General features: G+C 68.5%; 7 protein-coding genes. 4 read left to right on the top strand and 3 right to left on the bottom strand.

The features are described from left to right. The first annotated feature begins 19 nt into the window (after positions 1–19). Positions 20–2,896: a Dyp-type peroxidase gene (locus ACQ858_RS07495; protein ID WP_431276106.1), complete on the top strand. Its 2,877-nt coding sequence runs from the start codon at positions 20–22 to the stop codon at positions 2,894–2,896. A gap of 1 nt (position 2,897) precedes the next feature. Here ACQ858_RS07495 and ACQ858_RS07500 read toward each other — a convergent pair whose 3' ends face one another. The 3 genes from ACQ858_RS07500 to ACQ858_RS07510 all read right to left on the bottom strand — a co-directional run bounded on the left by ACQ858_RS07500 (position 2,898) and on the right by ACQ858_RS07510 (position 10,041). Then, positions 2,898–5,870, bottom strand: a complete 2,973-nt coding sequence (locus ACQ858_RS07500) for a hypothetical protein (protein ID WP_431276107.1) — start codon at positions 5,868–5,870, stop codon at positions 2,898–2,900. A gap of 4 nt (positions 5,871–5,874) precedes the next feature. Then, a complete protein-coding gene (locus tag ACQ858_RS07505) occupies positions 5,875–8,895 on the bottom strand; it encodes an AAA family ATPase (RefSeq protein WP_431276108.1) in 3,021 nt (1,006 codons plus the stop codon). Positions 8,896–9,294: 399 nt separating this feature from the next. Continuing rightward, positions 9,295–10,041, bottom strand: a complete 747-nt coding sequence (locus tag ACQ858_RS07510) for a transporter substrate-binding domain-containing protein (protein WP_431276109.1) — start codon at positions 10,039–10,041, stop codon at positions 9,295–9,297. A gap of 285 nt (positions 10,042–10,326) precedes the next feature. Here ACQ858_RS07510 and ACQ858_RS07515 point away from each other — a divergent pair, with 285 nt between their 5' ends. The 3 genes from ACQ858_RS07515 (at position 10,327) to ACQ858_RS07525 (ending at position 12,807) form a co-directional block, all read left to right on the top strand. Beyond that, positions 10,327–11,304, top strand: a complete 978-nt coding sequence (locus tag ACQ858_RS07515) for a Bug family tripartite tricarboxylate transporter substrate binding protein (protein WP_431276110.1) — start codon at positions 10,327–10,329, stop codon at positions 11,302–11,304. Between the two features lie 112 nt (positions 11,305–11,416). Beyond that, a complete protein-coding gene (locus ACQ858_RS07520; protein ID WP_431276111.1) occupies positions 11,417–12,235 on the top strand; it encodes an SDR family oxidoreductase in 819 nt (272 codons plus the stop codon). A 23-nt stretch (positions 12,236–12,258) separates the two neighbouring features. Next, on the top strand, positions 12,259–12,807 hold the full coding sequence (locus ACQ858_RS07525) for a cupin domain-containing protein (protein WP_431276112.1): 549 nt from the start codon (positions 12,259–12,261) through the stop codon (positions 12,805–12,807). The last annotated feature ends 1 nt before the right edge of the window (position 12,808 follow it).

The raw sequence follows: 12,808 nt of genomic DNA on the forward strand, positions 1-12,808 counted from the left end.
CGATCAGGGGAGATGCGCCATGGACCATGGATTCGTGACCGTCGTGATGCCGTTCGAGGCCGTGTGGGCGAGCGAGGTCGAAACGCTCATCGGCCGCGCGCTGGGAAATCCGATGCACCCGCGGGTCGCGGAGCGGCTCGGCGAGCGCGCCGTGGTGCATTTCATGAGCCTGCTCGTGGTGCCGGCCGAGCAGGGCGGGCCGGCCCATCTGCTGCTCGAAGCCTCGGTGGACGGCACGGCCGAGGCGGGCATCGACGCCATCGCCGAAGCGCTGGAACCGCAGCTGGGAGAGGTGCTGAAGAAGGCGCACATCGCGGGCCCCGGATCGCTGCGGGACCAGCTCCTGGGACATCTGCTCGTGCTGGGGCAGGCGTGGTGGGAAACGCCGGGCTTGCCGTTCGCGGGGACGCCGGGGCTGCCGTGCCGACGGATCATCCGGGAGGCGGCGCTCGCGCGCCGGCTGGGCGACATTCTTCGGCAACTGCCCGACGGACTTGCCCTGTTCGACCGGCTGCAGGCTGCCCGCAACGCGCTCTGGCTCGACGGCGATTCCAAGTGGGCATTCGCGCCCGAGGCCGCGCCGTGCCTGAAGGCTGCGCCCGACAGCGGGTTGACGCCGCTGGTGCGCGGCTTCTTCGGCGATGCCATCCCGGATCGATCGTTCGACGCACTGGCCGCGATGCGCACCGGCGCGTGCATCGCCCTGGAGTTTCTTGCAACGATCGGGTGGCCGTTCCTGCTGATGGCCGTGGTCCTCGTGGTCGCGGCCGCACGGTTCATGTCGGCGATCGACGCGCTGGTGTTCGTGGGAGCGCTTCTTGGCGTTCTGGCGGTCCTGGTGGTGCTGAGGCTGCGGCGCCTCGAAATCAGGAACACGCCCGAGGACGAGGAGCCAGCATCGCCTGACGTGGAGGCAGTGATGCGGGGCGAGGGCTACGCGGCGCAGAACCTGCTCTTCTCGGTATCGAGGCTCCAGCCGGGGCTGCTGCGCCGCTTCGCCTTGCGCTTCTCGTTCTTCTCGGTGGGCCTCGTGAAGTACTTCTGCCGCCCGGGCTTCCTGGGCGCCAACCGGGTGATCCACTTCGCGCGCTGGCTGGTGGTGCCCGGCACGCGGCAGATGGTGTTCCTTTCGAACTACGACGGGAGCTGGCAGGGATACGTCGGCGACTTCGTGATCAACACGGCCGGCGCGAAGGGCGTGACGTCCATCTGGAGCAACTGCCTGGGATTTCCCCGCACCCGCAATCTGTACGACGACGGCGCCGCGGACCGCGATCGCCTGGTGCGCTGGGCGCGGCGCCAGCAGCGCCCGGTGCATGGCTGGTACACCGCCTACGCGGGTCTCACGACCGACCGCATCCGCACCAACGCCGCGATTCGCCAGGGCCTCGCGAACGCGACGAGCGCACAGGACGCGCGCGACTGGCTTGCCTGCTTCGGTTCGGCAACCGAGCCCGAATCCTCCCTGGCGTGCCACGACATCCCTGCGCTCGCATTCGGCCCCTTGCCGAGGCTTCGGCATGCCTGCCTTCTGGGCTATGCGTTCCGCGGCGCACCGGCGCGTGCCCGGGCATGGCTGCGTCGGCTCGAACCCCTGGTGAGCTATGACGAAAAACCCGGACGCGAATGGGCCGTGACCCTCGCGCTGTCGGCGCGCGGCGTGCTGGGGACAGGCGTTCCGACGGTCCAGGACATGGCGACCTTCCCCGTCGCCTTTCAGCAGGGGATGGACGATGCCGAGCGCGCGCGAGCCAATGGCGACGTGGACGCGCAGGCGCCGGCGCGATGGATCTGGGGCAGCGGCAATACCCGCGTGGATGCGCTCGTGATGGTTCATGCCGCCTCGCCGAGTTTGCTGATCAAATGCCTCGATCGGGTTCGCGCACAGGCATGCGCGGGCGAACAGGCGGAAGTGTTATTCCGGCGCTGTGCCGACCTGCCGCTCAAGGGGCCGTCGCGCGAGGCCTTCGGATTCGTCGACGGCATCTCGCAACCCGCGATGAGCGGGACGCGGCGCGCAAAGGGGCTGCGTCCGGAGGACGTCGTGGCCGCCGGCGAGCTCGTTCTCGGCTATCCGGACCAGCGCGGCGGGCTTGCGCCGTCGCCGACGCTGCGCGCGGCGTGCGATCCCGATCACGATCTCGACGACGCGGGAATCGCCGACGACCGCCAGCGGCCGGAGTTCGCAGGCGGCCCCAACGTCACATCCCGCGATCTCGGCCGCAACGGCACCTATCTCGTGGTGCGCGAACTGGCGCAGAACGTCGATGCGTTTGAACGCTGGCTGGACACCGCGGCTCCGGCGCTTCACGGCGCCGACGTACCGTGGCATCCCGGGCATCGCCGCGAATGGCTGGCTGCCAAGCTGGTCGGCCGATGGCGCGATGGCAGCGCGCTGGTGCACCATCCCGACGAGCCCGCGAGCGGATGGAATGGAACCAGGCCGGCCCACGTCGGCAACAGGTTCGCCTACGTGCAGGAGGATTCGTCCGGCGCGCGCTGTCCGCTGGGCGCACATATCCGCCGCGCTAACCCGCGCGATGCGCTCGCACCCAACTCGGCGGAGGGTTTCGCCGCCGTGCAGACCCATCGCCTGCTGCGCGTCGGGCGTTCCTATCGCGACCCGGACGGCTCCCAGGGGCTGATGTTCATGTGCATCAACGCGAGCATCGAGCGGCAGTTCGAGTTCGTTCAACAGCGGTGGCTTCTCAACCCCTCGTTCAGCGGACTGCAAGATGAGACCGATGCGCTTCTGGGCAGCCGCCACGGCCGCGCCTTCAACCTGCCGGGTCGCCCGGGCCGCGTGGCCGCAGGGCTCTCGCGCTTCGTGACGATGCGGGGCGGGGGCTACTTCTTCCTCCCAGGTCGTGCGGCGTTGCGCGTCCTGGCGGGCTGACTCATTGAGCCGCGGCGGCACCCGCCGCGCCGATCTTGCTGTCCGCCTGCCGGCGGATGCCGTTCATCGCGCTCTGGGAAAGTACCCACCCCGATGGATAGAGCCCGTCCGCCACCAGATCGAATCGATGGATGGGGCGGTCGATCGCCCATTTCGCGAACGAGCCGCACGGTGTTGCCGACGGCTTCGCCGTGAGGCCGAGGCGGTCCCACAACTGGTACGCCTCGGCGGCGATTTGCGCATCGAAGGCGTGCATGTGCGCCTCCCGGGTTTCGTAGAGCGTGACCGGCGACGACAGCAGCGCGGGCACGAGCCGGCTCGGCGAGCGATCGCGCGGCCGCGCGGGGTCGCGGTGCCCGGCCTCGTTGCAGCTGCCGTCCGGATCATGTGCCGCCTCCCGGGCGAAGCGGTCTTCGTTGCGGATGGCGATGACGACCGGGCGCAGCCGTGCGCGCAGCCGTTCAAGGCGCAGTGCCGCCTCGGCGTCGCCCGGGGGCGATAGCGCCGCGCACCGGCCGAAGAGACAGTGATCGATCATGCGCAGGATGTCCGAGCTGGTCGATGTGGCGCTGTCGTCGAAGTAGCCGCCATCCTGCACCCGGGCGCGCAGCGCACGGGCCGCGCCTTTGTCGTCGACAGGGGTGCAATGGCTTCCGTACAGCGCGCCCACGGGATTCGTGTAGGGGAAGCGGGAGCTGTTGTGCGCGGCCGTGCTCAGGTGGACATCGGACCGGAGCATCCCCAGCACGTCGCAGGCGGCCGGGAACACGCGCCAGTCGATGGCGAGATCGCTCTCGATCCACCTTTCACCGGTCTCCACGCGGGTGACGGTCAGGAGGATGTGCGGCCGGCGGCGTCCGGCGTGCGGCGCCGCGAGGCCGGTTGCCATGCCCGGGACGGCGCTCTCCATGGCGCCCTCGAACCAATAGGACCTGCCCAGCAGACCGCAACCGGGACGGCGGCAGAGCAGCGACGTGGGCAAGGCGCTGGCGAGCGCATCCTCGAAGAGCAGGCCGCCAAGCAGTTGGGTCCACAGATCGGCGGCGCCCATTCGATCCACGCAGCGCTGCAAGCGCGACGCATCGCCGTCGGCCTCGAGCTCGCAGGAGCGAAAGGCGGCGACACCGAGGGCCCCGCCCGAGACGGCCGAGATGGCGAAGGTTCGCTGGTCGAAGTCGGGATCGATGTCCTTCAGCCGCGTCAGGACGGATGCGGTCCAGTAGGCCGAGCGGATGCCCCCGCCTTCCGCGGAAATGACGTAGACGGGAAGGGTGTCTTCGCCCGGACGGCGTTCCTGCCGGGACAGTTCGCCGAGCCACTGCGCCACCGCGGCTTCCAGGCCGGGTCGCTGCGGGAGTGCCTGCGTCCGGGGTGCCCCGTCGTGCAGCTTGAGGATTGCAATGATGGCGAAGACCACCGGCACGCCGACCGCCAGCCAGCCCCTGGATGGAACGTCCTTCCGGTAGAGCCAGCAGGCAAGGACGAGGCACGGCACCCCGAGTGCCGCCGTCCAGAGGAATCTCGCGAGGTCCGCCGCTTCCGGGGCCGGGTCGGTCCGGATGCCGTGGACCTCGCTCCATCCGAGAACGCCGAACAGGGCATACGCACCGAACGCCGCGATCAGGTAGGGGACCGCGTTGCGGCGCGACAGATAGGCGACCCAGCCGAGGATGCCGGCCCATGCCGCCAGGCCGCTCGTGATGACGCCCAGGGCGAGCGGCGGGGTCCAGCTCTGCAGGCTGGTCAGCCGCACGAGCATGAAGAGCAGCGGCGGCGCCCATGCGACCCAGAATGGGCGCAGCCCCATGTCCGCCCGGGCATCCTCGGCGCTCCTGCTCGTCTCGTAGTAGCCGGCCGAGGTGTCGTGCGCCCTGAGCGAGACGACGCAGAGGTACAGCATCGCGAGCACCCCGATGCCCACGAGGAACCCGGCGAGCCATGGCGTTCCGGGCGATCCGGTCGGTTGATCGCGCAAGGTCCAGGCGATCGCCGGGCTGACCGCGCCGAAGGGCATCAGCCCCAGGAGGCGGGCCCACCATCTGGCGAATGCGATCGACGATGTGCCGGCCGCCTGCTTGCGCCCCGGTGTGGCCAGGCGCAGAAGCAGGCGCGGCCAGAGCCACGAGGCGTACGCCAGCAGCCACACCGCCGCAGCCGTCAGGAAGAGCCCGAAGAGCATGCCCAGGTGCGTGCCCGGGGGGTCCGCCGGGTCCGGCACCTGGCGCACCAGGCCGTCGCGCGTCTGATCCATGAGAAGCACCAGCGCGCCGTGCGCGAGAAGGACGGCGATGGCGAACTTGCTACGCCACAGGATGTCGGCGATGTCCGCACGCATGCGCGATCGTGCATTGGCGGGGTCCGGCGCGGTGGGTGTGTCGAGCGCGAAATACCAATGAGCGAACCACCAGCCCGCATACAGGACGGCCCCGCCCCACAGCCAGAGCTTCACCAGCTGCGCGACGTGCGTGCCGCGCGCGATCCAGTCCGGGGCGGAAGCGGCGCGCGAAATCGCCTGCCACGCCAGGAGATTGGCCGCCGGCGTGAGGAGGGCGGCGGCGAAGACCAGCAGGCAGAACCCCATGAAGATCGGCCGGGCGCCCGGCCCCGATTCAGTGCCCCTGTCGCGCGCGAGCAGTTGGCGCAGGCGCACGCCGAAGGTCAGCAGCGCGATCGCCGCCGCGGGCGTCAGCACGAAGGTTTCCAGGATCACGAAGAGCCGCGCGCGATGGACCAGCCCATTCAGTCGCCAGAAATCCAGGATGGCGTTGCGCTGCTGGGGATCGTCCGCCAGCGCGAAGCCATAGACCGATCCGAATCCGCGCGGCGTCGGATCGATCGCGCTCAGGGCGACCGCGGTTGCCAGCACGACCAGAACCGAAATGCCGAGGACGCGGCCGACGATGCGGGCGTTGAGAGTCTGCGTCGCCAGCCCGCGCGCCACCGAGCAAAGGGCGCAGAGAGGTGAGCTGGCCATGGCGTCAGGCGCCGCGCGACAGCAGGGCCCGGGCGCGTGCGATGTCCGGCGTTTCGGCGTCTGCCCCGGCGGCATCGAATGCCGCCGCGAGCATCCCCAGGGATTCTTCTTTCGGGCCGGGACGGGACTCGTCGAGCGCGACGAGATCGCATGCGGCGCGCAGCTCCCAAAGCCGAGCCTTCTGATGGCGGGCCAGCGCGCAGGCATGGGCGAGTTCCCGCCTCGCGCCGTCCATGTCGCCGGCTGCCTTCAGAAGGACGCCGCGCACGCGATGTGTTTCGGCCTCGTCCCATCGCTGGTCGGTCGCCTCCAGCACCGAGACCGATTCCTCGATCAGCGACAGCCCCAGTTCGATTTTCCCGGCCCACCCATAGGCTTCGGCCGCATGTCTCAGGAAGCCGGAGAGATAAAGCCGAGCATCCGTGGCCCGGTAGGCCGCGATGCCGCGCTCGAGGAGTGCATGCGATTCCTCGAAGCGCCCGAGGGCCGCGAGGCACCATCCTCGGAGCACCATCTCGACCGCGTCGTAGTAGACGATGCCGTTGTCCTCCAGCAGTGCGCGCAGGTCGTCCAGCCTCTGCAGGGCCGCCTCGGGCCGGTCGATCGTGAGGGTCACGAACGATGCGCCGGTCAGGGCATGCGCCAGCGTGTAGGCGTGATGCATCTCCCGCGCCTCGCTGATGGCTCGTTCGCTGTTGCGGCGCGCGTCGGCGAGACGGCCCAGGCACATCTGCGACCAGGACAGGTAGGTCAGCATGATGACCTTCGGGTCGTCCACGGTGAGGGCCCAATACGTGGCCTGCTGGGCCGGGTCGTAGAGGGAGAGACCCTCCTCCAGCAGGCGCACCGCATCGAAGAACGCGCCGCGCGGATGGCTCGTGATGCCGCTGAAGCGATGACCCATCAGGAGGCACATGCGGTCGCCGCTGCTGCGGCCCTGCGCGAGCAGGGCATCGGCTCGGCTCTGCGCGGACGCCAGTTCGCCACGAAGCAGCGCGTGCGTCCACAGGCCATGCAGGGCGGCCAGCAGTTGCGGCGGATTGCCGAGTTGATCGCACAGGACCCGGGCGCGCGCGAAGGTTTCTCCCGTGCTGGCGATGGAATAGCCCTGCGTCGCGATCAGCGCCTTGCCGAGGGCGATGGTGAGATCGAGCTCCAGCTTGATTCGCCAGGGCTCGTTCGCCTCCGCCGGCAGGACCTTGATGCCGCTGCGCAGATGGATCAGGGCCTCGTGCATGGCGGAACGCCTCAGTGCCGCGACGCCGGCCATGAGCCAGTACTGGGCCGCTTCGCGGTCGAGACCGCCTTCGGCGCAGTGCCAGGCCAGGACCTCTGGTTGCACGTTGCGCATCTCGGGAAAGTGCGATTCGATGGCCGAGACGATGCGCAACTGAATGGCCTGGCGGCGTTCGCGAACCATGATCCGGTACGCGGCATCGCGAATCAGCGCGTGCCGGAAGGTGTAGTCCGAGTCGGCGCCGCCGAGGCGCAGAAAGATGCCCGCTGCGACCAGCGTGTCCAGCGAGCGTTTCAATCCCTCGGTCCGCTGGAGCACGAGCGCGAGCAGTTCCATGCTGAAGTTGCGGCCGATGGCGGCGGCGATCTCCGCCACTTCACGGGATTCGCCCAGCCGGTCCAGCCGCGAAAGCAGCAAAGCCTGCAGAGAGATCGGCAGCGCCCCGATCGCCTGGCTGCCCGAGGGCTGCCACTGGCGGCTCTCCAGCACCGCCCTGGTCATTTCCTCGATGTAGAGCGGCATGCCGTCGGTGTGGGCCACGATGTCCTGGACGGTCTGCGCAGGGAGGGCGACGCCGTCCGCGATCATCCTCACCAACTGTCCGCCGACCGAAGGTTCGAGCGGCGTGAGCGATACCTCCAGCAGATGTTTGTTCCTGCCCCATGGCGGACTGAACTCGGGCCGCGCAAGGATCAGCATCAGGACCGGGAGGCGATGCACGCGCGCCACGGCCATGCCAAGCAGCTCGAGCGAGGTCTCGTCGCCCCATTGCGCATCTTCGAAGATCACGAGGGTCGGTTCGCTGCTGGCGAGGCGTTCGAGTTGCCAGAGCAGTGCCTCCATCGTGCGGCGGCGCTTGGCGTGCGGCGTCAGTGTCGGCGCGGACGCGCGGCCGTCCATCGTCAGGTTGACCAGCTCGGCCAGCAGCTCCCTGTCCTGTTCCGGAATGTTCCCGGTCACCGCGGAGAGCTTGTCGAGCTTGACGTCGTTGGAGTCTTCCCGCGCGAAGCCCGCGGCCCATTCGAGCTGCTGCGCGCAGGGGTGCAGGGTGGAACCGCGGCGGTAAGGCGAACAGAAGTAGCGCAGGGTCGTGCGTGCAGAGGTCGCTTCGAGGATGGCCGCCGCCATGCGCGATTTGCCCACGCCGGGCTCGCCCCGGATCAGGATGCTTCGGCCCCGGCCCTCGCAGGCCTGGTGCCAGTGGCCGAGGATGGCATCTCGCAGATCGTCGCGGCCAAGCATCGGCAGGAGGCGGCTTTCGTGCTGGGCTTCGTACCGGCTGGCGGCCGGTCGCGCGCCCGTGACCGCCCAGGCCTGCACGGGCTTGTCGAAGCCCTTGAGGGTGAGATCGCCAAGGTTCCGCCAGGAGAACAGGTCGCCGACGCGCTTGCGGGTCCGCGTATCCGCAAGGATCCCGCCGGGTTCCGCGGCCGCCTGGAGCCGGGCGGCGAGGTGGGGCGTCTCTCCGGCGATATCCAGCACATCGGGCGTCATCTCCTCGTGCAGGTTGCCGATCACGACCAGGCCGGTGGCGATGCCGATGCGCGATTGCAGTGTGCGTCCCTGAGGACCATTCAAGGTCCGGACCCGCTTCGAGGCTTCGATCGCGGCGTTGATCGCACGCTCGGCGTCGTCTTCCTGCGTCTCCGGGTAGCCGAAGTACACCAGTGCGGCATCCCCGATGAACCGGGCGACATGGCCGTCGAATTCCCTCATGGCGGCCGTCACGGCGCGGTGGAATGTCGTCAGCAGCGTTCGCGCGTCTTCGGGGTCTGCGCCCGCGACCATCGCGGTGGAGTCGACCAGGTCGCAGAACAGGACAGTGAGCGGGCGGCGTTCCAGCTGGGCCGCGCTGATCAGGCGCGCACCGCATTCGGAACAGAATTTGGCACCTGGCTTGAACGAGGCCCCGCACCGGGGGCACCCGAGCGACGTGGCCGCCCGCGGTTCGGCATCCAACGGTGAGCTTGCTTCGCCCATGATCGCCAGCCTTTCTCATCTCCGGATGTCGGCTCGGCCGGATGGCCAGGGTTGCGCGCCGGAGGAACCGGCAGTGCACGATCGTGTTGACGCTGCGGCACGATAGCACCGGCGTCGGCGATTTGCCATCGTCCCTCCGGCCTGTGTCGACCGGTGGGCGCGCAAGACCCGCAGAGGCGGGATCGGGCTAGTCGGCCCTCATCGAGGCTATCGGAACCCGGCGGGCGCGACGCTGGCGCCCTGCACGTGGTGCCGCCTGAGCGCTTCTGCCACGAAGCCGCCGGCTTTCATTTCCTCGACGAAGGCCGACAGTGCGGCGCCGGCTTCAGCGCCGCGGGAAGCGGGTGTTCCCATCGCCTGCTGGATCACCATGAAGCGACCGGGCAGCAGGCGCAGGCCGGGCGTGCTCGCGGCTTCCGCTTCGAGGACTTGCCTGATTCCTGCCGCGACCTCGACCTGGCCCGCGTGGAGGCTTTCCATCACGCCCTTCGCGCCCTGCACGCGCACGATCCCGGCATGCCTGATCTCGCGCGTGAGGAAGAGGTCATAGGCGCTGCCGGCGCCGACCGCGATGCGCGTCCCCGTGCGGTCGACGTCCTCGTTGCGTTGCAGCGGCGATTGCGCCGGCACGAGGTAGCTGCCTTCGATCAGGACGTAGGGCGCGGTGAACTGCATGCCTTCGCTGCGCAACGGATCGATCGCGAAGAAGCCGATGTCCGCCTGCTCGCTGCGCACCGCCTCGACCGAAGCGGCAGCCTTCTCGAACACCATGAGCTCGATCGCCACGCCGAGCCGGCGCGCGAACGCCCGCGCCAGGTCGACCGAAACGCCGACCGGCTCACCGCTCGCGGGGTCCTTGTTCGCGAGGATCGGGTTGCCGAGATTGATCGAGGCGCGCAGCGCGCCGGTGGGGGTGAAGGCCGAAACGACGGCAGCGGGGAGGGGCGTGCTCATCCGGCGATTCTGCCGCGCCGTGCGGCGATCACGCTGTGCCGGCCGATTCACCGCTGACAGGAGAGGGAGCCCCTTCCGCTGTAAGTGAAAGTAAAAGATAGGGTTTTTACCTATCTTTCACGAAGGTTTTCGGCCTATTCTTCGTTCCATCGTTTCACCAATAGATCAATGTTTTATTAGAGAAACAAACAGGCGCAAGCAAGGCGGGCTCCCGACCCGTCCGCTGGCACCTGGAGCGGAGGCCGGTTCTCAGTTTCAACCTCGTACGGATCGCAGACCACCATGATGAAGCAGACACGTCGCCAAGCCCTCACCCTCGCCCTGTCGCTCGCGGCCGCCACCGGTGCCGGTCCGCTCTGGGCGGAGAGCTACCCGAGCAAGCCCATCACCATCGTGGTGGCCTATCCAGCCGGCGGCGACACCGATGCACTGGTTCGGCTCTACGCCGAAAAGCTCTCCACCCGCATCGGGCAGCCCGTCGTGATCGACAACAAGCCGGGCGCCAGCGGCGTCATCGGCAGCAGCTTCGTCTCCAAGGCGCCCGCGGATGGCTACACGCTGCTGTTCGCGCCAAGCACCTTCTCCATTGCACAGCTCGTCCTCAAGACCGGCTCAGGCGGCTACGACGTGCTGAATGGCTTCACCCCGATCATCCAGACCGGTACGCTGCCGCTGGCATTGGTGGCGAGCTCGGCGTCCGGCATCAAGAGCTTCAAGGACCTCACGGCCGCCTCGAAGTCGCAGCAGCTGACCTTCGCCAGCCCGGGCAGCGGCTCGCCCATGCACATCCTCGGCGAGATGGTCAACAAGGCCACCGGTCTCAAGCTGGCGCACGTGCCTTACAAGGGCGTCGCGCCGGCCATCAACGACGTGATGGGCGGCCACGTGCCGCTGACCTACATCACCCTGGGTCCGGTCGCGCCGTATCTGCAGGGCGGCAAGCTGAACGTGCTGGCTGTGGCCGACAAGCAGCGTTCGCCGCTCGCGCCGAACGTGCCCACCTTCCAGGAGCTGGGCGTGAAGGACGTGAACGTCACCGCCTGGCATGGCCTCTTCGGGCCCAAGGGGATGTCGCCCGAAGTCGTGAAGACGCTCAACGCCCACTTCAACGAAATCATCAAGATGCCGGACGTGGTTTCGCGCATGGCGACCCTCGGCGCGCTGCCGCTGGGGGGCACGCCGGAGACGCTGGCGAAGACCAACGCCTCGGATTTCGAGCGCTTCGGGCGAATCATCAAGGAACTGGGCATCCAGGCGGATTGAACGCTCACCCCCAGCCTCGCCCACTTCGTGTGGCTCTGACACCCCCTTCCGGGGGCAATCCCGGCGGCCCGGCGAAGCCGGTTCCGCGGGATTTCTGAAGGACTGATTTTTTATGACCGCTGTTGTGAACACCACCGCAGATCCCGCCAGCTTGGACTCGCTGCTCGCCGAACTGCCGGGCGACCTGCTCAAGGGCCGCCGCGTGCTCGTGACCGGTGCCGCGCGCGGCCTCGGTCTGGCGTTTGCCAAGTGCATCGCCCAATCCGGCGCGAGCGTGGTGCTGGCCGACATCCTGGCGGATCTCGCGCAGACCGAGGCAGAGGCGCTGCGCGACGCGGGCTTCAACGCGCATGCGCTCGCGATCGACCTGTCGGACCCGGCGTCGATCACCGCCGGCGCCGACGAGGCGGTGCGCCTGCTCGGCGGACTCGACGGCCTGGTGAACAACGCAGCGATCACCAATTCCGGCGGCCGCGATGCCCACGCGCTCGAGATCGAGATGTGGGACCGCGTTATGAACGTCAATGTGCGAGGCACCTGGCTCATGAGCCGCGCCTGCCAGCCCGCGCTCGCGAAGAGCGGCCGCGGCGCGATCGTCAACCTCGCATCCGACACCGCGCTGTGGGGCGCACCCAACCTGCTGGCCTACGCATCGAGCAAGGGCGCGGTCATCTCGATGACCCGCTCGCTGTCGCGCGAATGGGGCGCAGGCGGCATCACGGTCAACGCCGTGGCGCCGGGCCTCACGCTGGTGGAAGCCACCGAATACGTGCCGATGGCGCGGCACCAGAAATACCTCGAGGGCCGCTCGATTCCGCGTGAGCAGCAGGCGGTGGACGTCTGCGGCGCGGTGCTGTTCGGCCTGTCCGGCCTGTCGCGCTTCGTGACGGGCCAACTGCTGGCCGTCAACGGCGGCTTCGTGATGCACTGATTTTTTCGACCAAGGAGTAACCGATGAGCGATCTGTCCGAGCAAAAGAGCATTGACAACGAACAACCGAGCTGGGCCCGCCCCGAAGGCGCGAGCTTCGAGGAATGGATGACCACCCGCGTGGCGCGCTTCTCGACCCGCAAGTACGACTGGAACGCGCTCAAGTTCCAGGCCGATTACGACCCCAAGTACCGCCGCGCGCAGATGCGCTACATCGGCACGGGCGGCACCGGCGTCGCGAGCGACATGAACACCATCCCGTCGGAGAACTTCACTTTCTCGACGATGGTGATCCCGGCCGGCCATGAAGGTCCGCCGCACATCCACGTGGATGTGGAAGAAGTGTTCTTCGTCCTGCGCGGCAAGCTCAAGGTGGTGCTGACCACGCCCGAAGGCGAGCGCTACGAGACCGTGCTGACCGACCGCGATGTCGTGTCGGTGCCGCCCGGCGTGTACCGCGAAGAGATCAACATCGGCGACGAAGACGCGCTGATGTGCGTGATGCTGGGTTCGAAGAAGCCGATCACGCCGACCTATCCGGCTGACCACCCGCTGGCCAAGATCAAGCGCTGAG

The organism is Variovorax ureilyticus, assembly GCF_050632185.1.
Taxonomy (GTDB): Bacteria; Pseudomonadota; Gammaproteobacteria; order Burkholderiales; family Burkholderiaceae_C; genus Variovorax; species Variovorax ureilyticus_A.